The sequence below is a fragment of the Actinomadura sp. NPDC023710 genome (genome assembly GCF_040639875.1).
Lineage (GTDB): Bacteria > Actinomycetota > Actinomycetes > Streptosporangiales > Streptosporangiaceae > Spirillospora > Spirillospora citrea.
The window spans coordinates 19,345-40,507 of record NZ_JBFAGB010000001.1 but is presented as its reverse complement, the minus strand read 5'-3'; the positions used below and the strand labels follow the sequence as shown (position 1 = coordinate 40,507).

Annotated in this window: 19 protein-coding genes and 1 pseudogene; 14 read left to right on the top strand and 6 right to left on the bottom strand. The window is 67.1% G+C overall.

Going from position 1 to position 21,163, the window contains the following annotated elements; genetic code table 11:
• Nucleotides 1-42 precede the first annotated feature (42 nt).
• The 5 genes from AB0H37_RS00210 (at nt 43) to AB0H37_RS00190 (ending at nt 4,772) form a co-directional block, all read left to right on the top strand.
• Nucleotides 43-270 carry a hypothetical protein gene (locus AB0H37_RS00210; protein ID WP_360610209.1) on the top strand — a complete coding sequence of 76 codons (228 nt, stop codon included), beginning with the start codon at nt 43-45 and terminating at the stop codon, nt 268-270.
• Nucleotides 271-680: 410 nt separating this feature from the next.
• The gene (locus tag AB0H37_RS00205; protein WP_360610207.1) at nt 681-1,049 is read left to right on the top strand and encodes a hypothetical protein; all 369 of its coding nucleotides are present in this window, start codon (nt 681-683) and stop codon (nt 1,047-1,049) included.
• A 145-nt stretch (nt 1,050-1,194) separates the two neighbouring features.
• On the top strand, nt 1,195-1,764 hold the full coding sequence (locus tag AB0H37_RS00200; protein WP_360610205.1) for a site-specific integrase: 570 nt from the start codon (nt 1,195-1,197) through the stop codon (nt 1,762-1,764).
• Nucleotides 1,765-2,319 (top strand): site-specific integrase, encoded by a 555-nt coding sequence (locus AB0H37_RS00195; protein ID WP_360610724.1) that lies wholly within the window; start codon nt 1,765-1,767, stop codon nt 2,317-2,319.
• Nucleotides 2,316-4,772, top strand: a complete 2,457-nt coding sequence (locus tag AB0H37_RS00190) for a site-specific integrase (protein ID WP_360610203.1) — start codon at nt 2,316-2,318, stop codon at nt 4,770-4,772. The genes AB0H37_RS00195 and AB0H37_RS00190 overlap by 4 nt, the downstream gene beginning before the upstream one ends.
• Nucleotides 4,773-5,153: 381 nt before the next feature.
• Here the strand turns inward: AB0H37_RS00190 and AB0H37_RS00185 are convergent, their stop codons facing one another.
• Entirely contained in the window at nt 5,154-5,321 is a 168-nt protein-coding gene (locus AB0H37_RS00185) for a hypothetical protein (protein ID WP_360610201.1), read from the bottom strand.
• Between the two features lie 148 nt (nt 5,322-5,469).
• Here AB0H37_RS00185 and AB0H37_RS00180 point away from each other — a divergent pair, with 148 nt between their 5' ends.
• Nucleotides 5,470-6,810: a caspase family protein gene (locus AB0H37_RS00180; protein WP_360610199.1), complete on the top strand. Its 1,341-nt coding sequence runs from the start codon at nt 5,470-5,472 to the stop codon at nt 6,808-6,810.
• A gap of 179 nt (nt 6,811-6,989) precedes the next feature.
• Here the strand turns inward: AB0H37_RS00180 and AB0H37_RS00175 are convergent, their stop codons facing one another.
• Complete coding sequence (locus tag AB0H37_RS00175; RefSeq protein ID WP_360610722.1) at nt 6,990-8,072, bottom strand: IS110 family transposase; 1,083 nt, start codon at nt 8,070-8,072, stop codon at nt 6,990-6,992.
• A 378-nt stretch (nt 8,073-8,450) separates the two neighbouring features.
• Between AB0H37_RS00175 and AB0H37_RS00170 the strand changes: the two are divergent.
• Nucleotides 8,451-9,668, top strand: a pseudogene (locus AB0H37_RS00170) (IS256 family transposase).
• Nucleotides 9,669-9,692: 24 nt separating this feature from the next.
• Here AB0H37_RS00170 and AB0H37_RS00165 read toward each other — a convergent pair.
• The 3 genes from AB0H37_RS00165 to AB0H37_RS00155 all read right to left on the bottom strand — a co-directional run bounded on the left by AB0H37_RS00165 (nt 9,693) and on the right by AB0H37_RS00155 (nt 12,911).
• On the bottom strand, nt 9,693-10,664 hold the full coding sequence (locus AB0H37_RS00165) for a site-specific integrase (protein WP_360610197.1): 972 nt from the start codon (nt 10,662-10,664) through the stop codon (nt 9,693-9,695).
• A gap of 113 nt (nt 10,665-10,777) precedes the next feature.
• Nucleotides 10,778-11,791, bottom strand: a complete 1,014-nt coding sequence (locus AB0H37_RS00160; RefSeq protein ID WP_360610195.1) for a hypothetical protein — start codon at nt 11,789-11,791, stop codon at nt 10,778-10,780.
• Nucleotides 11,781-12,911, bottom strand: a complete 1,131-nt coding sequence (locus tag AB0H37_RS00155) for a tyrosine-type recombinase/integrase (RefSeq protein ID WP_360610193.1) — start codon at nt 12,909-12,911, stop codon at nt 11,781-11,783. Before AB0H37_RS00155 ends, AB0H37_RS00160 begins: the two co-directional genes overlap by 11 nt.
• A gap of 478 nt (nt 12,912-13,389) precedes the next feature.
• Between AB0H37_RS00155 and AB0H37_RS00150 the strand changes: the two genes are divergently transcribed.
• Nucleotides 13,390-14,124: a GNAT family N-acetyltransferase gene (locus tag AB0H37_RS00150; RefSeq protein WP_360610191.1), complete on the top strand. Its 735-nt coding sequence runs from the start codon at nt 13,390-13,392 to the stop codon at nt 14,122-14,124.
• Here AB0H37_RS00150 and AB0H37_RS00145 read toward each other — a convergent pair.
• Nucleotides 14,117-15,424: a helix-turn-helix transcriptional regulator gene (locus tag AB0H37_RS00145; RefSeq protein ID WP_360610189.1), complete on the bottom strand. Its 1,308-nt coding sequence runs from the start codon at nt 15,422-15,424 to the stop codon at nt 14,117-14,119. The genes AB0H37_RS00150 and AB0H37_RS00145 overlap by 8 nt on opposite strands.
• Nucleotides 15,425-15,832: 408 nt before the next feature.
• On the opposite strand from AB0H37_RS00145, the gene AB0H37_RS00140 reads away from it, so the two are divergent.
• From AB0H37_RS00140 to AB0H37_RS00115, 6 genes are all read left to right on the top strand, one after another.
• Entirely contained in the window at nt 15,833-17,416 is a 1,584-nt protein-coding gene (locus AB0H37_RS00140; protein WP_360610187.1) for an ATP-binding protein, read from the top strand.
• A gap of 70 nt (nt 17,417-17,486) precedes the next feature.
• Nucleotides 17,487-18,134: a roadblock/LC7 domain-containing protein gene (locus tag AB0H37_RS00135; protein ID WP_360610184.1), complete on the top strand. Its 648-nt coding sequence runs from the start codon at nt 17,487-17,489 to the stop codon at nt 18,132-18,134.
• Nucleotides 18,124-18,597, top strand: coding sequence for a DUF742 domain-containing protein (locus AB0H37_RS00130; RefSeq protein WP_360610182.1), 474 nt, complete (start codon nt 18,124-18,126; stop codon nt 18,595-18,597). Before AB0H37_RS00135 ends, AB0H37_RS00130 begins: the two co-directional genes overlap by 11 nt.
• Nucleotides 18,578-19,165, top strand: coding sequence for an ATP/GTP-binding protein (locus AB0H37_RS00125; protein WP_360610180.1), 588 nt, complete (start codon nt 18,578-18,580; stop codon nt 19,163-19,165). The genes AB0H37_RS00130 and AB0H37_RS00125 overlap by 20 nt, the downstream gene beginning before the upstream one ends.
• A 35-nt stretch (nt 19,166-19,200) precedes the next feature.
• On the top strand, nt 19,201-19,809 hold the full coding sequence (locus AB0H37_RS00120; RefSeq protein ID WP_360610720.1) for a GAF domain-containing protein: 609 nt from the start codon (nt 19,201-19,203) through the stop codon (nt 19,807-19,809).
• Nucleotides 19,810-19,885: 76 nt separating this feature from the next.
• Nucleotides 19,886-21,115: an acyl-CoA dehydrogenase family protein gene (locus tag AB0H37_RS00115; RefSeq protein WP_360610178.1), complete on the top strand. Its 1,230-nt coding sequence runs from the start codon at nt 19,886-19,888 to the stop codon at nt 21,113-21,115.
• The last annotated feature ends 48 nt before the right edge of the window (nt 21,116-21,163 follow it).

The following is a 21,163-nucleotide window of genomic DNA, read 5'->3' as shown; positions in this document are numbered from 1 at the left end:
GCCTTCGGCGGCGGCCTCGGCGAGCGCGTGGCCGTGGCTGTTGTGGCCGAGGTCGAGGGCTTGGACGGTCAGGGAGCGCAGCGCGGTGGAGCGCATGGTGGGATCGTCGGCTTCTTGCGCGAGCCGGACGACCTGCACGTACCAGGTCTGGGCCAGGCCGTGGCGCATGTCATCGGCGGCCATCCAGCCGGGCGGGTAGGCCAGTTCTTTTCCGGACTACAAATCTTGGATTTGTCCGGATGGTGCCTGGGCCTGCCCGAGCGCGTTTGAGCTGGTTAGGATTCAGGCCATGGCGGCCACGGCGCAAGGAGGACCTGCTCCGCGCAGACGAGGGCACCCAGTTCCGGTCTGGGTCGGGACTGACGAGGCGGGTAAGCCTTCCGTGTCGTTCGAGCCTGTGGCTGGTGCGACGAAGGTCTTTGTCCCGATGTCCGACGATGTGGCGACGTTGATGGAGCTCCATAGCTCGGTGGCCACGACGATGAGGGCACTCGCGGATGTCGATAACAACAGGGATGCAGCGCGCATTCTTCGCACCAGACTCCAGGCTCAGCGGCGGCAGGCCGCAGGCGAGGAGGTGGTGACCGTGGAGGAAGTGCCCCAGGACTCGCCGCGGTGGCGCCAACAGTCGGTGCAGGACATTCGGCGCGAGTATCCCCTCGAGTCAGGTGAGAGCGTGCGTGCCCGGCCGACCGGGCTGCCGGACAGTAATCGTCGACGTCACTGATGGTCCCGCCTCCCTAGTTCTCAGCTGTTCGGATTATTGGGATGCCGAGGTTAGTCAAGCCCTTCTGGGGCTTGGCGGCGGTGCGGCGGGCCGTGCACAGCTTGGCTCGGCCGGCTTCCAGGCTGGCCTTGATGCCCTCGATCTCTCCACCCCAGCCGTGGATCTCGGCTTCTTCAAGCCGGTCCTGGAGGTTCTTGACGAGCTCGGCAAGGCGGCCGATCTGGCGGGGGTCGATTTAGAGCATGGGGCAGCGGATGCCCCGTTAACTGAACCAACTCCGATGTTTCAGCAGTTCATGGCGGGTCTCGGAGACTGGCGCTAATTTGTCCGCGTGATCGAATCGGATGGGGAACAGGGACGCGATCTGTCGCGGCTCGTGGTGTCGCGGGCGGGTCGTCTCGTGGCGACCGGCGATGTCCGTGAGCCGTATCGCATCGTGGGTCCCGGCGGCGAGGTTCGTGGAACCGGTGTCGGTTTTCCTGCGGGATCTGCTTGCGTCGGGGAGGTCGGAATCGACGCTGAGGTCGTACTCGGTTGACCTGCTGAGGTGGTGGCGGTTCTTGGATGCCGTCGGTGTGGAGTGGGATCGCGCGTCGCGGGCTGAGGCGAGGGATTTCAGCTGCTGGATCCAGCTGACGGCCAAGCAACGGCTGCAGACGTCTCGGCCGCGGGCGGCCCGGCTGTCCTCGCGGGTGGCGGGAGCGCCGAACCCGGTGACCGGCAAGCCGGCGTCTGGCGAGGGGTATGCGCCGTCCACGGTGGCGCATAGCGAGACGGTGCTGCGCCGGTTCTACGACTTCCACCGTGACTGCGGCACCGGCCCGGTGCTGAACCCGTTTCCGCTGGATGCCTCCCGCCGCGGTCGCGGTCGCCCGAACGCGCATCACAACCCGATGGAGGAGTGGAGGCCCGAGCGGACCGGGCGTTACCGGCCGACGGTGCCCAAGCGGATACCGCGGGCGATCCCCGACGAGTGGTTCAACAAGCTGTTCGCGTCACTGCGCTCGCACCGGGACCGGGCCTTGGTCGCGTTCTAGATCTCCACCGGGGCCAGGGCCGCGGAGCTGCTGGGCATGCGACAGTGCGACTTTCGCCCTGGCGAGCAGTTGATCAGCGTCGTCCGCAAGGGCACCCGGGCCGTGCAGGAGCTCCCGGCTTCGGCGGACGCGTTCGTGTGGCACCGGCTCTACCAGCAGGAACTGCTGAAGATGGAGGTTCCCCGGGGACGGCGGCAGCCGGCCTGGTGGACACTGCGGCGGCCCTTCCGGCCGTTGAGCTATCACGGGGCGCACCGGATGTTCGAGCGAGTCAACGCTTCGCTCGGCGCGGACTGGACGCTGCACGATCTGCGGCATTCGGCAGCGTCCAGAATGGCCCGTGACGGCGAGCTCAGCCTGACCGATGTGCAATGGGTGATGGGGCACGCACACCTGACCACGACGGAGATTTACCTGGCTCCGAACCGGGACGAGGTGATCGAGGGCGTGCTCGCTCACCATGCCCGCCAGTTCCGCGCGCAGCAGGCACCGCCGCAGCCAGCACCGGGAAATGACCCTCAGTCACTGTCGGTGCTGTTCGGGCGGCCGTCATGACCGCTGTCGTGAAGCACACGATCCGAAGCAAGCAGGCAATGGCCGACACTGCGGCTCCGGCGCAGCCGCGAAACAGCCAGTTGCGCAGGCAGTTCCCATCCCGGGCCGCCCAGGAATGGTGGCCGGCAACGGCCCAGGGCGAGGACGAGGTGCTGGCGCGGCTGACCTCTCCGCCGTTCCTCCCGGATGTGAAGGCGACCCGGGCAGGGCGGCGCCGGGGAACGGCCAAGCTGCTGCGCTGGCTGTCTTCTTTCCCCGGAGGCACCTGGCAGCAGCGATGGGAAGCCTCCGGGGCTGAGGAGCACCCGGGCAGCTCGTGGCTGCCGCTCCCGCTGGGCTGGCTGCGCGACAACGGCACCGCGGCCTCCTATGACGAGAACGACCTGTCGTCGGGGCTGCTGATGCTGATCTGCGGGGACGTGATCCGCCCTGGTATGGCCTGGATGGTGACCCGAGCCCACAGGCACCTGGCCCCGGTCATGGCGGAAGTACGCGACCCCGCCGGGTTCGCCCGGCTGCGAGAGCTCGCCGCGGCCGGGCCGGCGTCGGCTCTGAAGGACGCCAGGCTCGCGGCCACCAGGATCGCGACCATCCTGGCCTGCAAGGGCGGCGTCATCAGCGACATTGCCGTCGGAGACTGCGTGGAGATGGCCGACACCCAGCGCCTGGTCCATTCCCGCGGCGGCCAGAAGAAGGTCGACTTCTACCTTCGGCTGCATGCTCTCGGGATCTTCCCCGCTGACGCCCCGGCCACCATCCGCGCATTCGGTATGGCCCAGGGACAGCTGACCATCGAGGAACTGGTCGACCGCTATCGACTGCAGTGCAAACCGGTCCGTGACCTGCTCGTGGACTACCTGAAGGAACGTCAGCCCGCACTCGACTACGCCAGCTTAGAAACCATCTCAGCGTCCTTGGCGGGTTTGTTCTGGGCAAGGGTCGAGGCCCTGTCCCCAGGCATCGCGACGCTACGGCTGCCGCCGGAGGTTGCCCGGGCCTGGAAGGAGGACCTGCAGACGATCAAGCGCAGCGTCACCGGCTCCGACGGGACCAAGACCGTCGTCACCCGGCCGCGGATCAACGCTAAGGACGAGCTGATACGCGTCCGGGCGCTCTATCTCGACATCGCCCAGTGGGCCATGGAGGAGCCGGAACGCTGGGCGCAGTGGGCGGTACCGAGCCCGGTCAGCGACGCGGAGATCAACTGGGCCAAGGAACGCAGGCGGCGCAAGGCCCGGATGGACCAGCGGACCCGCGAGCGGCTGCCCGTCCTACCCGTCCTTACCCACACCGCTGCCGAGCGCAGGAACGCCACCGCCCGCCACCTCCAAGCCGCCATGACAACACCGCCCGGCGAGATCATCGAAGAAACCGGCGGGACACTGCGCCGAGCCGTGGCCCCCACGGCCAACGGCAGGCACGTGTGGGCCGAGGACACCGCCACCGGCAAACGCCGCAACCTGTCGTATGAGGAAGAAGAAGCCTTCTGGGGGTTCGCCACGATCGAGGTCCTGAGACTCACCGGGATTCGCTGCGAGGAGCTCCTGGAACTCACCCACCACGGCATCACCGAGTACAAACTGCCCTCGACCGGCGAGTTCGTCCCGCTGCTGCAGATTGTCCCGAGCAAGTCCGATACCGAGAGACTTCTCCTGGTCAGCCCCGAGCTGGCCGACGTCCTGTCGGCGATCATCAGCCGACTCCGCGGCCCCTGCGGCGGCGTCCCGCTGACCGTCTCCTACGACGTCCGCGAGCGAGTCTGGAACCCTCCCATGCCGCTGCTGTTCCAGCGGCCCATCGGCAGCGAGAACCGGGCGTTCACCCCCAGCGCGATCCGCAAACTGCTCATCAACGCGCTCGCTGCGACCGGCCTGACCGACGCCGCCGGCGACCCGCTCATGTTCTCCCCGCATGACTTCCGCAGGATCTTCGTAACCGACGCCATCATCAGTGGCCTGCCGCCCCACATCGCCCAGGTCATCTGCGGCCACAAAAACATCGACACCACGATCGGCTACAAGGCCGTCTACCCCACCGAGGCGATCGAGGCCCACCGGGCGTTCATCGCCCGCCGTCGCGCGACCCGGCCCAGCGAGGAATACCGTACTCCCACCGACGAAGAATGGGACGCCTTCCTCGCCCACTTCGAAAAGCGGAAAGTCTCGATAGGCACCTGCGGCCGCGCATTCGCCTCACCCTGCGTCCACGAACACGCATGTGTCAGATGCTCACTCCTGAGGCCTGACCCCGCCCAGCGGGGGCGGCTCGAGGAGATCCGAGACAACCTGCACGACCGCATCGCCGAGGCCGAGCGCGAAGGCTGGCTCGGCGAGGTCGAAGGCCTGAAGGTCAGCCTGGCTGGCGCTGAGGAGAAGCTCCGCCAGCTCGGTCGGGGCCACAGGCAGCATACGGCCGTGGACCTTGGCATTCCCACCACGCGTGGTGATCGATGAACTCGCGAAGGTGGGCTGCCGCGTTCAATCAAGATCGAGAACAGGTTTAAAGAAAGCTGTGTCAGATGCCCCCTCCTTCGCATCGACCCAGGTCAGCGGTCCCGTTTGGAAGAGATCCGCGCTAATCTGACCGCCCGCGTCACCGAGGCCGAACGTGAGGGTTGGGGAGGTGAAGCCGAAGGGCTGCGTGTCAGCCTCGCGGCCGCCGAGAACAAGCTCGCCTAGCTCGCCGAACGCGCCGCCCGGACCGCCACCATCAACCTCGGCATCCCCTCCTTTCGGGAAATCGCCGACCGGACGGCCATTCTCCCCACGAGGAACCCATGACCTCGCCCGATCAACCAGGCCGATGCTCTGCGCCGTCAGGCCCCGGGCATGGGCTCAGCTGCGGATGAACGCGATCACTCCGATAGCAGCCCCGATCGTCGCAAAGAAGGCCGCCGTCCCAGAGCCGATGGCCATCGCCAGAGCAGCCCCGGCGAGCCAGGCGGTGGTACCTGCGGTCATCGCAACGATGACCGCGAGCTGGATGACGATGATCGCCAGCAAGACCTTGATCGTTGTTGCAGCTGGCATAGCCGCCGCCTTCGTCTACTTCGTCCTGATGTCCTCCGCTCATGGTCCTGCCTCCCACGGGCTTCGATGACGCTTGATGACATACAATGACACTGCATGACGCGGTCAGACGGAGGCATCCATGGCTCAGCTGAAGTTCCCGGACCTCGAGCCCGGGCCACTACGGGAACTCTTTCTGGCACTTCATGAACTCCACGCTCTGGCCGGCGCCCCGCCCATCCGAGAGATCGCCGAAGCGGTCGGCTGCAGCCGCCACAAGATCCATCAGCTATTCACCTCGGGCCGCCTCCCCGCCGACGGCAACACCCTTTACGACGTTGCCGGCTGGCTGGCCAGCCAAGGCCGCCGACCACGATTCACCAGCGACGACGGCGAAGGCGACAACGCACGCGAGGAGGAGTTCTACGCCTGGCTCGAGGAGAAGTGGAGAGCGGCCCAACGCTACGTCGCATACCCGCCCCCCATCGGGGGAGCAGGCAGCCAGACACCTCGTCCACGAGAAGCAGTCGTATCCCCTCCGCCGACGAGCACGGCAGAGCCTCCCGGCTCGGACGACGACACCCCCGCCATCCGCCAAGAGGCGCGAGCAGCCGGGGAAGGGCAGATCTATCAGGCAGGCCGAGACGCTTATACGGCGGCCAGAGATGTTGTCGTTCACCCCCGGCCGACCCGCGATCGGACCGTCATCAGCGCTCGTGAGCGATCAGAGGAGTGGAGGAAAATCCTCCCTGATCCAGCGACCTCCCATGCCCTGCTCGTTGGCATGGAGCACTACAGGTCGGATGAAATACCTGATCTTTATGGGGTTGCACCGGGCCTCAAACGCTTGGGCCGAGTGCTCACTGACCCCCACCGCGAAGGCAGCTTTCCGGCAAGTAACACGATTCAACTCCTGAACCCGCCATCGAGCACCGAAGTCCTCACCCAGTTGCATCAAGCCGCCGACCGGGCCACCGACACCCTCTTGCTCCATATCTCCGGACACGGGAACGTCACCTCTCGCGGCACCCTCACATTCCCTACTACAGACAGCGACCTATCTCTTCCATTTACCCATCTGAGCTGGGAAGACATCCGTGATCAGCTCTCCCAAGCCAGAGCCCGCAGATCACTGGTGATCGTTGATGCCTGTTACTCAGGGCGTGCGCTCGACACCATGGGCCCGCTTGATCCGGCATTCGACGCTCCCGTCTCCTACCAGTTGACCTCCACCGGCCCTCAACACGCCTCCTTTGACGGGCCAGAAGGATCCGAGTTCACCAGCGCGCTCATCGATCTCCTGACCAAAGGAGATCCACACGCAGGAGACCTGCTCACCATCGAGGAAATCCACCGAAGCCTCTACAACCGGGCGCGGCGTGAGCAATTCCCCGAGCCACGATTCAACGGTGCTAGACAGCACAACGCCCTCGCCCTCGGCCGCAACCCTGCTGCGTCCCAGCGAACCGAACGAACTCTCTGACACCACCTGGCCCGTCCGACCCCATCACAGCCGAGGCAAGGACCACTGGTTCAGAGAAGCAGGCGTGTTCGTGCTGGCAAGGTGTCCCGTAGGGGCGGCCGCAGGTTCCAAGGGCGACCTTGCGGAGTTCGAAGTGGTCCTGGAACTCCTTCCACTCGGGACTGATGCCCCTATGGATGTCAAGCCGTCATCGGCACTGTGGTGCCTGGTGAGCGGTTGATGAGTTGGTAGATCTCCCGGGCGACATAGCGTTTGAGGCATCTGATGACTTCACGTCGAGTCTTGCCCTCGGCGGTGCGCCGTTCGACGTAGTCGCGGGTGCGCTGTTCCCAGCGCATCCGGGACAGGGCGATGGTGTGCAGGGCGCAGTTGGCTTGGCGGTCGCCGCCGCGGTTGAGGCGATGGCGTTGTGTCTTGCCCGAGGATGCCTCGATCGGGCTGGTGCCGCAGAGCGCGGCGAAGGAGGCCTCTGTGGCTAGCCGTTCTGGGTTGTCGCCGGCAGCAATGAGCAGCGCTGCGGCTGTGTCGGGGCCGACGCCATAGGCGGCGAGCAATTGTGGATGGTGGTCGGTGAGGAGGGCGCTGATCTGGGCTTGGAGGTCGGCGATCTCTCGAGTGAGCTGCTCAACGCGGCGGGCGAGCAGATGCAGTGTGTATCGGGCGGCTGTGGCGCCGTCGGCGGGCGGCGCCACAGCCAGCTGAGCGCAGTGCTTGACGAGCTTGTTGGTGGTGAGGCCTCGCAACTGGTCTCGCAGCTGCGGATCGGCCGCCACCAGGATGGATTTGAGCTGGTTGATGGCCTGGGAACGGGCCTTGGTCGCTGAGGTCTTCGCCAGTTTGAACATGCGCAGCATCTCCACCGGGCCGTCGCCGGTCTTGGGCAGGGCCTGGGCGCGTCCGGCCAGCACGGCCCGGGCGGCGGCCTCGGCGTCGATGGTGTCGTTCTTGCCCCGACGGCGACGGGTGGCCTTGTCGGGCTGATTGACCTCGAACACCTCAATGTGGACCGTGGCGAGGTGGCGAGCGAGCGCGGCCCCATAGGACCCGGTGCACTCCACGCCTGCGCGACGCACCGAGCCGAACCCATGAGCCCACTCCACCAATGCCTGGTAACCAGCCCGCGTAGTGGGGAAGGTCTTGCTGCCCAGCAAGACGCCCAGCGTGGTGATGGCGGCGGCGACGTGGAAGTCCTTGTGGGTGTCTACTCCCACGATCACTTCCTGGCCATGGGCGGAGGAGCAGACGGAAGCGGGCTGGGGGATGCCGGACACGGTTGGTTTCTCCCTGGTCGGGCGCTAACGGGCTTGGCCGTCGCCGGGCCGATCAGGCGGTCAGTACTGTGATGATGCTCGATGCGGCAAGGCCCCTATCGGGACACGTCTCATCGGTCCGGCGGCAGCAAGCACCGCCCAGGCGGCAGCCGACAGATCAGTCCGAAGGCACACACAGGCAGGCCAAACGGTTTTCGGGTCAGGCTGCGCCCGGGACGGCACCCCAAGATCCTCACAGTACGGTTTTCGGTGTAACTCCTGATGAAGGAGTGACACCTGATGACGACAACTGAAGTGAAGGCGGACGGCGCGGTGGCCAAGTCCGACAAGCCCTCCAAGAGCGACGGCGCGGGCCGGGTCGACCAGGACCTGGTCGGGCAGCTGGTCGCGCAGGCCCGCGAGCAGGGCCTGGATCTGACCGGTGAGGGCGGGCTGCTGGCCCAGCTGACCAAGCAGGTGCTGGAGTCGGCGCTGGAAGGCGAGATCGCCGACCACCTGGGCTATGACCGGCACGACCGGGCCGGCACCGACGGCGGCAACTCCCGCAACGGGCACCGCTCCAAAACGGTGACCACCGAGGTCGGGCCGGTGGAGATCCAGGTGCCCCGCGACCGGGACGCCAGCTTCGAGCCGAAGATCGTCCGCAAGCGGCAGCGGCGGCTGACCGGGGTGGATGAGATGGTGCTGTCGCTGAGCGCCAAGGGCCTGACCCACGGAGAGATCTCGGCGCACCTGGCCGAGGTGTAGGGCGCGTCGGTGTCCAAGCAGACCATCTCCACCATCACCGACAAGGTCATCGACGGCATGACCGAATGGCAGAACCGGCCGCTGGACCCGGTCTATCCGGTGATCTTCCTGGACGCCATCCAGGTGAAGATCCGTGACGGGCAGGTCGCCAACCGTCCTATCTACGTCGCGTTGGCCGTCACCGCCGACGGCACCCGCGACATCCTGGGGCTGTGGGCCGGTGACGGTGGTGGTGAGGGCGCCAAGTACTGGCTGCACGTGCTCACCGAACTCAAGAACCGCGGGGTCGCCGACGCCTGCATGGTCGTCTGCGACGGCCTGACCGGCCTCCCGGACGCCGTCGCGCACGTGTGGCCGCAGGCCCTGGTCCAGACCTGCATCGTGCACCTGCTGCGCAACTCCTTCCGCTACGCCGCCCGCCAGGACTGGGACGCCATCGCGCGTGCGCTCAAGCCGGTCTACACCGCACCCACCGAATCGGCCGCGATGGAGCGGTGGCTGGAGTTCGCCGAGGCCTGGGGCGCGAAATACCCGGCGATCGTCAGGCTGTGGGAGAACGCCTGGGCCGAGTTCGTCCCGTTCCTGCAGTTCGACCCCGAGATCCGCAAGGTCGTGTGCTCCACCAACGCCATCGAGTCGGTGAACGCCCGCATCCGCCGCGCGGTCAAGGCCCGCGGCCACTTCCCCAACGAGCAGGCCGCACTCAAATGCGTCTACCTCGCGGTCATGAGCCTGGACCCCAAAGGCACCGGCCGCAAACGCTGGATCTCCCGCTGGAAGGCCGCCCTCAACGCCTTCGAGATCACCTTCGAAGGCCGCCTGGCCGCCGCCCGCAACTAGACCCTGCAAGATCGAGTTACACCGTTAACTGGACAGACCCTTCCACTCCTCGGCGGTCGGTTCGCGGTATTCAGCTTCGGGCCGCTGGCTGCGGCGCCGGGACAGGAAGCTGCGATAGGCAGTGATCAAGTCGTCTTGGAAGACGGCCAGGTAGTGCTGGGTCGTAGCGAGGTTCGCGTGCCCGAGGATCCGTGCGGCGATGTGGACAGGCAGGCCTCCGGTCACGGCTTCGGTTGTGAACAGCCTCCGGAAGTCGTGAGCGGTGTAGCGAAGCGGTTCCCCGGTGGCATCAACGATTCCAGCGAGCGCGACGGCCTTGTTGAGCAGGGTGGTGACGGTGCTGCTGCTGATGCTCTGGCTGACCCATCCGCGGGTCATGCGCTGGAACAGATAGGGCAGCGGCGGGCTGGTGACCCGCTCGTGCTTGTCGTAGCGCTCGATCGGCGGAATAGCGCCGTGGTTCTTGACCCGCAGCCGGCTGACGATTCGGGCTAGGACGTTGGCCAGTTCCGGTGCGACCAGGAGAAGTCGTTCCTGGCTGCTCTTGGAGGGGACGATCTGAAGCATCGGGACGACTTCACCAGTCTTGGGGATTCGGTAGGAGCTCAGGGCCAGATGCGTGATCTCCAAGAGCTCCTCGATCCGGATTCCGGTGTGTCGGAGCGTTTCGATTATTGCCCAGGCCCAGAAGGCCTCGTCCTCCGCGAATTCGGCATCGAGCCGCTCGCCGGTCTCGAGGTTTTCGATCAGCGCCTTGTGGATCCGGTGATAGACGGGGTCCTTGCGGGCGGCGTTGGTGATGACCCGGCGGTAGGTGACACCGTCGAAGCTGAAGGTGTCGTCGATCGGCACGGCTTCCGCGGCGGCGAGGAACCGTGTGCAACGGTCCAAGTGGGCCTCGGCGGTATCAACCAGGACCGTCAGGTGCGGCAGCCGAGCACGAATACGCTGGTGGATCTGAGACATCACCAACTTCTTGCGCTTGGCCTGGCCCATGGTGTCGCTGCGCCGGATCGGGCTTGGCGCGGCCCAGACCGCCCAGTAGGGGTCCTCCTGCGCCCACTCCTGGATGTCGAGGTAGAACGCCCGGACGGAGCAGACGATCGAGGTTACGTCCCTGCGTAGCTCGCCGGGTTTGTCTTTCCTGGACCGGACGCGCTCGCGCCAGGCCTCGGCGATCTCTCTTGAGAGCTGGAGATCTTTCTGCTCGGGGTGGTGCCGTTCGATGTCGCCCAGAACAGGTCGGCGAGGATGAAGGCGATGCTGCGCAGCGAGACGTAGTCCATCCCCGGCCTGCGCTCGTCCAGGTAACGGGTCAGCAGGGTGCGGATCTCCGGGGTTTTGATCCCGTAGCGGTCGATGATCTCCTGGTTGGTTTCCTGTCCGCGCCGCAGACCAACACGGAAATCGACGTCCTCAATGACTCCGATCTTGCGCAGCATGTCCCAGGCCGCGGAGACGCCTCGTTCGCTCTTGTGCTTCCACCCGTTGCACCAATCCCGGTAGTCGAGCAGGTCGTGCGCGGTGATTTCGTCGACTCCCTTGCCGGCGTGAAGGACGATCTTGATGATGACGCGCATCCCGTCGATGCTCTGGCCGGGATGGAGTTTGAGTTCAGTGGCCGCATTGTTGAGCTGGGTGAACAGGTCGGGAGTCACGCGCTCCTGCACCTTGCCGAACAGGGTGCGCGCGACGTATTCGGTGAGGAAGTCGTAGCTGGGATAGACGACCCGGCAGAGCAGAATCCGGTAGATCGCTGAGGTGAGGTCGTTGCGCGCGGTGCTCGCGCGACGCGGGTCCGCGTCAACCAGGTCCTGGATCCAGCCTGCTCCGGCGTCGGCGCCGCTCGCCTCCCACCGTTCCTGCCAGGTGTTCCCGGGGAACGTCAGCAGCCAGTCCAGCACGCGCGTGGTGCCGAGGATGATGACGCCATCCCTGTAGAGGGCGATCGGGACCACTTGCTGCACCATCACGAGGAGTTCCTCGGCGCTCGGGTTGATCAGTGGTTGACGCTTCGCTTGCAGGTGGTCCGAGCCCTTCTCCGCTCTGGGCAGCGCGGGAACCGCAGATCCCGCCTCGCCTTCCTGAACCGTCTCTGTGGCTTCAAGTTGATCAATGGCCATGGCCGAGACTTCCTCCGAACAGGACATCGAGATCTGCTTGCTGGTAGCCCTGCGCGGGCGTTATTTGTTGGGTCGCCCGCTCTCGGCCGTCGGCCAGGTGCTCCAGGACCCGGGCGATCACCTCGGCTTCGTCCTCTTCGAGATAGATCTGGGTCGTGGTCAGGTGGGCGTGACCGAGGATCGTCTGGACGTCGCGGAGCGAAAGGCGCTCGTCGCGGATCATGCGGATCGCGCAGGTGTGCCTGGCGTCGTGCATCGTCCAGTTCGAGCCGAGTCGCTCGTTGGCGCGGCGCAGCACCGCCCGCAACGCCTCGTAGTTCAGAGGCCGTCGCTCCAACTCCGAGTCCGGGCCACGGCGCCGTCGCCGCAACGTCACCCAGAGCGGGGCGTTAGGCCCAATCTCGCCGATGTCGTTCCAGTAGAGGCGTAGCCAGATGAACGCTTCCGGACTGGCCGGCAGCCACTGCTCGGCATCGCTGCCCTTGCGCCGGACCCGGATGAGCTGATTACCCCAGTCCACATCCGCGCCGGCCATGCCCAGCAGCTCATTCGCCCTCGCCGCGGTGCTGATCGCCAAGGCGAGGATGGCGCGGTCGCGGTTGGAACGCATCGAGCCGAACAAGTCCCGCCACCGCTCGTCGGGCATCGAACGCGGCTTGCGCTTGGGGAGCTTGGGGTTGTAGCGCAGCCGTCGCTCGGCGCGGTAGGGCTCAAGCGGATTGTGGTGGGCGTTCGGGCGGCGCCCCTCGCGGTCTCGCGGCACCGGATTGACCAGCGGGCCCTCGCCCGTCTCGATCCAGAACTCATAGAACGAGCGCAGCACCGAGTTGCTGTGCCTGACCGTGGTGGGCTCGTACCGATCAGACAGATGCCGCTTCCGTGTTACTGCGTTGGTCTTTCCCACGGTCCGTGCTGAAGCCGTGCGAGCGAACCGCCGCGGCTTGCTGCTGCTCTGGATCCACAGCACGAAGTCGCAGACCTCTCGCGAGGTCGCCTTGTCCCACTCGACCTCGACCTCGACCGCCACCAGGAAACGCCACCAACGACGCAGGTCATAGGCATAGCTGCGGACGCTCCCCGGCCGGTTTCCACGCGCTACGAAATCGCGCAGGTAGCGCATGATCGGCTGCCACCGGCCCACCCGCCGCGTCGAGAACCACCCACGGCACCACACCATCCGACGGCACGACCTTCCCGAGCATCGGCAGCCGGATGCTCCGCAGGTCACGCTCTGGAGGATCGAGACTGGTCACCAGCCGGTTGTACCGAGGAACCCCAGCTCAACACGCTGACAACACGCGGCCCCCACCCCGGTAGTCCGGTCAATAGGTCGGCGGCGGCGGTGAACATGGCGGGGCGGGTGCGGCCGGTGGTGCCTCGCAGCAGCGGTGCTACGCAGTGGGTGATGTAGGCGGCGGCAGCGGTGCGGGACCTGCGACTGAGACAGGCTTTCACCAGCAACGTCCCCGTCGATGCCGCCCCCTGCTCGGCGTGGACGGATACGCAGCCGCTGCCGCAAGCACCCGCGCCAGCCGTGCGATGCCATCGCCGAGACCGGCCGGCACCTGGTGACGGAGCTGGCCGCCACCGTCCGGGAGATGCCCTTCGACGATCGCCGCCAGCCGATGCTGCGCCCCGACGACCAGGAAGAGTATCTGGCGCACCTCCTCGCTGGCCGCCGCTTGGTACGCCGTCAGTTTGGCGCCACCTGTTCCTTCGGGGATCCCCCGCTGTGCAAGGCCTGTTCCACCGTCATCATGCGGCGAGCGAGAGGTGGGCGACTCCTCGAAGGGACGTACCCTTCCTGCATGGTGTTGAGGATCATCCGTCTTGACGGTGAGCAGACCATGGCCCGGCTGCGAGAGATCCAGGAAGTGTACGCGGTGGCGTTCCCCGGCTATGACCTTGGCGACCATCGCGATCGGACGGCTCGCCAGGCGGCCGTGGCTGGGTTCGAGGCGCTCTTGGCCGAGGAGGACGGACGGTTGGTGGGCTTCGCCTACGGGCTGCCGCTCCGCAGCGGCGGGTGGTGGTCTGGGCTCGACCCGGCGTCATCCGACGCGGCGTTCACCGCCGAGGACGGGCAGCGGACCTTCGCGCTCATCGACCTGGCAGTTCTCCCTGACGCGCGGGGCCGCGGGCTCGGTCGGCGGCTCGTAAGTGACCTGCTCGAAGGGCGGGCCGAGCAACGGGCAACGTTGGCGACCAACCCTGCCGAGCGGGATGTGCAGCAGATATACGAGCGGTGGGGATGGCGGAAGGTCGGCCGGGTGCCCGGCTCGCCGGGCGAGACGCAGACCGAGTTCGACCTGTACCTGCTGGAGCTCAGGTGAGCGCGCGCAGCTCGGGCGGCCGGAGGAGTTCCCGGTAGGCGTCCACGGCCGGACGGTGCGCTTCCCGGGTAGGGACATCAGTCAGGACCTGCGCGGCGAGCGCGGTGATCAGCGTGGTGCGCTGGTCGGCGGGGTGGCCAGCGTAGGCGCGTTCGGCCAGCGCGAGGCCCGTGCCGACGTCGCCGGCACGGACGTGGCCGACCCCCCGCATGAGAGCGATCTGGGTGTTCGCACGGACGCTCATGGGTCCGGGCGGCAGTAGGTTCAGGGTCTGAGCGGCGGCGCGTTCCATCTCTGCGGCGGCGCCGAGATAGGCGTGCACCCAGGTTTCGGTATAGGTCAGGCGGTCCCTGGCCCAGCCGTTGACCGAGGACACGTCCTCGGTGACGGACGCTGGGAGCTTTTCATAGACGGCGCGGCACGCAGCCAGTTCGCTGTTGGCGCTGTCGGCATCGCCGCTGAGCGCGTGGAGTTGGGCGCTGGCGGTGTGGACCTTGGCCATACCGCGACTTGGACGGTGCGTGCTGGCCACTCGGCGGACCAGGTCGGCCTCGCGCAGCAGGATCTGAGTGGGGCGGCCCTGGTAGAGGCCGTGGATAAGTTGCTCGCCACGCACCCACAGTTCGAGGTCAAGGTCACCGGCACATGCGGTGGCGCGAGTAGCGGTGTTCCACCAGCCGCGGGCCTGACGGTGTTCACCGAGGTTGCACAGCGTTTTGGCGATGAGCACGGCCAGGCCGCCGGTGATCCGGCACCAGGCATGGTAGCTACGGTCGTTGGAGCGGGCTGCCCGCGTGGCCTGCTGCACGAGCACCAGATCCAGCGCAAGGTCGCGTAGCAGGCGGGCTGGCGAGTGCTCCATGTAGGCGTAACCGTACTCGATAAGGGTGTTCTCCCAGTTCTCGACGTGGACTGAGTCGTCGCGGCCAAGCGTGCGGTCCGCCGCGTCACGTATGTGTTCGAGTGCGCCAGCAGCCGGCGTCATGGCGATGCCCAGCACGGTCAGCGCTTGGAAAAGTCGGCGTCGTTCCATTTCCTCAGCGTCCTCATGCTCCTCACCCCTTGAGGGGTCGGTGAGGTCGATCGGAGCGGGGCGGCAGTAGGCGTCGGCGAATTCACCGCCTGTATGGAGTACGGCATCGATCTTCTGTGCCATCTCCAGCGTAAGCGACGAATGGCCGTTGACGACTTTCGACAGGTAGCTGGGTCCGTAGTTGGCTTCCCTGGCCAGCGCGTTCTGGGACATCCCACGCTCGTGCAGGACCTGGCGCAGCCGATCGCCGAAGGTCGTTGAGGTCATCGCCGCTCCTTGAACATTCTCCTCGCTGCGGAGCATCGCTTAGGTGTTGACCCAACACCTCCCCAACACCCCAACGGTTCCACAGTAACGGTCGACCGGGAAAAACTTGGGCGACACGTCAGAAACAGATCGGTCCCGGCTCCCCTGTAAGGACAGGAGGGAACTCCGGGGCTTACCAGGAGTAGGAGTCCTGGCAGTGAACCGCGTAGGACAGGACCAGCCGGGCAATCAGAACTCTTCGATCAGCGCGCCCTCATGGCTAGAGAACCCGGACGCGGTGCGGGGGATCACCGTCCACTCCCCCAAGGGCCTTGTGGCCTGGTGCGACAGGCGCATCCGAAACTTCTGGGTGTGCACCCCGAACCTGCCTGGCCGGATCGGTATCGGTGTGAGTTTCGGAGCGATGTGATGACGAACCCTCACCTGGCCGCACCCGTCCCCTCCGGGCGCCACCACTCACCCGCGCAGGCCCGCGAACACGCGCACGAACTGGTCAGATGCCTGGCTGAGCGCGGCCTTCGCGCGTCGGCAGCGCCCAATGTGGGCAGCCCGGTGGGGGCCATGGCGGTGTCGGCGCAGCGGGTGGACCTTCACCCCTATGTCGGCCGGCTGGTGCTGCTGCTACCAGGACCTGCCGGGACCGACGGTTTGCTCTGGCACTGGCAGCGGCTTTTCCCGGAGCGTCAATGGATCGGAGCGCGCTGGTTCCAGGCGTTCTGCCCGGCCACCAAGCCGCAGGAAGCTGCTGATGCCGTCGCTGGGGCGATCGACCTCGACGTGCGCCACCGTGCCCGGTCGGCGCACCTCGGCACCGAGTCGGGCAGGAGTGACGCAGAGTTCGTACGGCAGCTCATCATTCGTTTGGGCCAGCCGCTGCACGTGCTGGTCCACCGCATTCTGGAGTTGCTGGACTCAGTGGAGCGTGAGGTGGAGGACACGCTTCTGTTCCACGAACTACTCAAGATCGACCACCTGACGACGCGAGTGCTACGGGGACTGGAGCGGCAAGCACCGCTGGGCGGTGAGACAGCCCGGCAGGTGAAGGAACCACTGAGCTTGGCGACGGTGATGCGTCAGGCCGTCGCACAGATCGAGCACTACCGCAGGGCACGGGTCCAGGTACCGCCCCCACACATGGAGGCGGTCCTGCCCGGATCCGCCGGGCCGGAGATCGCGCTGCTGCTGGCGGAGCTGGTGGAGAACGCCACCAAGTTCTCCCCGCCAGACACCCAGGTGCAGATGACCGTGGCCCCGGCGCCGTCCGGGATGAGCATCGAGATCACTGACCGGGGACTGTCGATGCTGCCCAACACCTTCGCGACGCTCAACCGGCTGCTAGCCGATCCCGACACCGTCAGCCTCCGCGATCAGATCATCGCGGGGCGCATCGGGCTGCTGATCGTGTCGGTTCTCGCGCAAACCCATGGCGTGCGAGTGGAGCTCCACCCGGCCGACCCGAAAGGGACCCGGGCGTTGGTCACCCTCCCGGCCGCCCTGCTCATGACACCCCAACCCACCCCTGGGCGGCCAACCCTAGCCAGAACCACCAGCACCGGGACGCACCTCGACCACGCCGCCGCCCTGCCGCCCCTCGCGCCGCCGTCACCGGCGCCACCGGCCCAGCTTGAAGCCGCAATTTCCTCGCCGACCGCACCTTTGAGCACCACCGGCAACACGGCGCTGGGCGGAGCCGGCGATGTCCAGGCCCGGCCCGCCCTTCCCCGACGTCATCGCAAGGCCCGTCTCGAGGAACCAGCAGCCGATGCCGCAGCCGGGCATCTCACGACGCGGGCGACTGGGCCGAGCCGAGAGCGGGACAGCCCACCCAAGCGGGGCCCGGCCACCGGGCTGCTGACCGACTTCGCTGGCGCGGCCCGCCCGCACTATCAAGCCGGCGACCAGGGCAAGCAGGAACCCGGGCGCTCCACGCCCCCGAGCCCGCAGCACGCCGATCCGCCGACCGACCCAGCCGCAGGGCACTCGCCGCAATGACTCGCGCGACCGCCATCGGTCCCCGGCCGATCCCAGCCCGCCTCCGCCGACCTCTACCAGGAGTTTGTCGATGACGATCCCCCTGAACCCAACCGTCTCGCCTTCCCCCGCCTTCGCCCGTCCCGCCGGCGCGCAGAGCGGCGGCTCCAGCGAGGGCCTGGGGTGGCTGCTAGACAACTTCCGCGCCGAGGTGCCCGGCATCCGGGCCGCATTCCTGGTGGGCCGGGACGGGCTGGTGCTCGCTGCCTCCGGCCTGACCACCGACGAAGCCGACCATGCCGCTGCGGCGACGGCGTCAACGTTCTCGATCGCAGGCGCCGCCGGAAAGATCGTTTCTCCCTGCCTCGGCGCCGTCCAGCAGATCATCGTCGAGCACGACGCCGGATACACCATCGTGATGAGAACCCCTGACCAGCCGCACGACATCGCAGCGGAGAGTGCTTCCAACACCACCCGGGATCCACTGGCCCCACAGGCGGGCGACGCTGCGGTCGGATGCGTCCTGGGCGTGCTGGCCGGCCCCGACGCGCAGACCCGGCTGATCGCGAACGGGATGAGCACACTGATCGAGAGCGTCGCCCGGCACATGGTCATCGCGATCCGTACCAGCACGTCCAGCGCGGCCAACACAGAAACCGCCCCTTGGAGAGTCTCCACCACGCACGTCTTCAGGGACGGGGCAGGGCAGCAAGACAAAGGGGCCGGCGATGAGCAGTGAACACCACCACGGCGCCCAACGCCGCGACCGGGCTCGTCCGCCCACCAGCGCCCCGTGGGTCGATCAGGATGTTCAGCAGCTCCGGCCGTATGTGGTGGTGACCGACGGCCACGCCCACCCCAGGTATGAAATCCGGCTGGACACGGTGCTGACTGCCACCACCAACACTGCCGCCGCCACCGCCATTTCCGCTGCCGGTACCGCCACAGAGGCCCTGGCGCCCGAGGCCGCGCACGCCATTGGGCTCTGCCGGGCGGGCGGCTGCTCGGTCGCCGAGATCGCCGCCACCATCCGCCAGCCCGTCCTGGTCACAAAGACACTCCTGTGCGACCTGATCGAGGCCGGCGCGCTGGGCATCGCGTCGCCCGCCGTACCGACCGACTCCCAGGCCGGCCGACCGAGCACACATCTGCTGCAGGCACTGCTGGAAGGGCTGGAAGCTCATGAATTCGCCGTCGCTTGAGCTGGCTCACGCGGCCCGCCGACGTGCACTGAAGATCCTCATTGCCGGCGGGTTCGGCACCGGCAAGACGACCATGGTCGGCGCGATCAGCGAGATCAAGCCGCTGACCACCGAGGAATGCCTGACCGAAGCCAGCACCCGTTTCGACTCGCTGGCCGGGGTCGACGACAAGACCACTACCACGGTGACGTTGGACTTCGGTCGCCGCACGCTCACCAAGCCGCTGCCGATGACGCTGTTCCTGTTCGGCACCCCCGGCCAGAACCGGTTCGACTTCATCTGGGACGAACTGGCTCACAACGCGGTCGGCGGCGTGGTGCTGGCCGACACCCGCCGCCTGGCCGACGCCTTCCCCGCGCTGGACTTCTTCGAGCAGCGAGGTCTCGCGTTCGTCGTGGCGGTCAACCAGTTCGATGGCGCCCTCCACCACTATCCCGCCGACGAGATCCGAGGGTCACTCGACCTGGACGCCGAGGTTCCGGTGGTCGTCTGCGACGCCCGCGATCCCAGGTCGGTCATCGCCGTGCTGATCACCTTGGTCCGCCATGCCTTGGCCGCCCGCCCTTGACCACCGCTTCTCCTGGGAGCCCACCCGTGTTCGACATGCCCGCCAAACCCGACCTCGACGCCGAGGTCCAACAGCGGCTTCGGCTGCTGATCGACCTGGGCCTCGGTGAACCTACCGAGCAGTTCGACGCCTGCGCCGCCGCCCTGGCCACCGAGTTCGCCGCCCATCTGGGCGGGGGGGCCGAGGTCCCCTACGCCATGGTCAACCTGGTCACCAGCGAGCAGCAGTTCATCGGCCTGCACTGCCCCGAGGGCAAACCTCCGGTCGGGCGGACCATGTCCCGCGACCATGGCTTCTGCCCCGAAGTGGTTCAACGCCGCACCGCCCTGGTCTTGCCCGACGTCTACGCCCACCCCCGCTTCGCCGCCAACGCGGTAGTCGATCAAATCGGGATCCGCACCTACGCCGGTGCCCCGCTCATCCACCGGCCCACCGGCGTTGTTCTGGGGACCATCTGCGTCGTCGGCACCATCGAACTGCCGCTCGTCACGGGGGAGCCCTCCCGCGCACTCATCAAGGATTACGCGGAACAGTTCATGAACCTCATCGATCAGCGCGGCGCACGCAACCACCTCGGCCCGCCCGGCGACCAGCTGGCCAGCGTACAACGCCTCCACGGCAAGCACGCCACGGTCACCGACTAGCGGCCACATCAGGGTGATGGACGCCTGCCGACTCGTCCGCCGGCAGCAGTTCCACGACGAAAAGGGGACGTCTGCGTTGTTCGAGACTCACGACCACCAACGACTCCGTCAGCAGGTGCGCGGCTTCGCCGACAACCACCTCGCACCACGCGTGCCCGGGATGGAGTCCTCCCGAGCCGTCGACATCGACACCTCCGCCCTGATCGCCCAGCAGGGATGGATCGGAGTGACCATCGCCCGCGAATACGGCGGCAGGGGCGCCGGACACCTCGCCAAGACCATCGTGATCGAGGAACTGGCCCGAGTGTCGGGGGCGATGGGAGCTATGGTCCAGGCGTCCCAGCTCGGCGCCGCCCAGATCATCCATTTCGGTACAGAGCGGCAAAAACAGCGGTGGCTGCCGCCGATCGCCGCAGGCGAGTGCTTGCCGACGATCGCGGTGACCGAACAAGAGTCGGGCGGGAACGTGCTGGACATGCACACCAGCGCGCGCCGCGAGGGCGGCGAGTGGGTGCTGAACGGCCGCAAGCTCTACGTCGGCAACTCGCACGTGGGGCATGTGCACGGTGTCGTCGTCCGCACCGGCGGCGATGACACCCGCCGATCCAAGTGCCTGTCGGCGTTCCTGGTGGAACACGACCGGCCAGGCCTGACCCTCCTCCCCTACGCCCCGCCGCTGGGGCTGCACGGCTTCTCCTTCGGCGACCTGGTCCTGCACAACGTCCGGGTCCCGGCCGCGAACATGATCGGCGGCCTAGGCGAAGGCCTCGACGTCGCCTACAGTTCCTCGGTCCTGTACGGCCGCCCCAACCTCACCGCCGTCGCGCTTGGCATCCACCAGGCCCTCCTCAACGAGACCATCGCCTTCACCACCGACCCGCGCCGCCATCGCCGCGGCGCACCGCTGGCCGAACTCCCCGTAAATCGCCAGCGGATCGGACAGATCAAACAGCGGCTGATGACCGCCCGCGCACTGGCCTACCAGGCCGCCCACATGCTCGACCACGGCCAGCCCTGCGACGAGGAGTTGATGAACGCCAAGCAGTACGGCGTCGAGGCGTTGTGGAACTCGGCCCTGGCAGTGATGAAGATCCACGCGGCGGCCGGGCTCCGCCGCGACCGCCCCATCGAACGCCTACTGCGGGACGCCTTCCATCTCGATGCACCCGCCGGCACCGGCGATGTCCAAATTCACCGCCTCGCCGAGGGAGCCCTGGGCATCGACCACGGCCCCCCGTGGTCGGTGCGGTTCGCGCCCCTGACGGCCCTGCAGCCGCCGACCGCCACCAAGGAGGCCGCCGCCTAAACGCAAGAACCCACCCACGCCACATGCACAACCGGCTGGCGCAGCAAT

Coding starts and splice junctions, on each gene's coding strand:
- AB0H37_RS00190 (WP_360610203.1), top strand. CDS start 2,316: ATGACCGCTGTCGTGAAGCACACGATCCGAAGCAAGCAGGCAATGGCC.
- AB0H37_RS00180 (WP_360610199.1), top strand. CDS start 5,470: ATGGCTCAGCTGAAGTTCCCGGACCTCGAGCCCGGGCCACTACGGGAA.
- AB0H37_RS00165 (WP_360610197.1), bottom strand. CDS start 10,664: ATGGGCCAGGCCAAGCGCAAGAAGTTGGTGATGTCTCAGATCCACCAG.
- AB0H37_RS00160 (WP_360610195.1), bottom strand. CDS start 11,791: ATGGCCATTGATCAACTTGAAGCCACAGAGACGGTTCAGGAAGGCGAG.
- AB0H37_RS00155 (WP_360610193.1), bottom strand. CDS start 12,911: ATGCGCTACCTGCGCGATTTCGTAGCGCGTGGAAACCGGCCGGGGAGC.
- AB0H37_RS00150 (WP_360610191.1), top strand. CDS start 13,390: ATGCCCTTCGACGATCGCCGCCAGCCGATGCTGCGCCCCGACGACCAG.
- AB0H37_RS00145 (WP_360610189.1), bottom strand. CDS start 15,424: ATGACCTCAACGACCTTCGGCGATCGGCTGCGCCAGGTCCTGCACGAG.
- AB0H37_RS00140 (WP_360610187.1), top strand. CDS start 15,833: ATGACGAACCCTCACCTGGCCGCACCCGTCCCCTCCGGGCGCCACCAC.
- AB0H37_RS00135 (WP_360610184.1), top strand. CDS start 17,487: ATGACGATCCCCCTGAACCCAACCGTCTCGCCTTCCCCCGCCTTCGCC.
- AB0H37_RS00130 (WP_360610182.1), top strand. CDS start 18,124: ATGAGCAGTGAACACCACCACGGCGCCCAACGCCGCGACCGGGCTCGT.
- AB0H37_RS00125 (WP_360610180.1), top strand. CDS start 18,578: ATGAATTCGCCGTCGCTTGAGCTGGCTCACGCGGCCCGCCGACGTGCA.
- AB0H37_RS00120 (WP_360610720.1), top strand. CDS start 19,201: ATGCCCGCCAAACCCGACCTCGACGCCGAGGTCCAACAGCGGCTTCGG.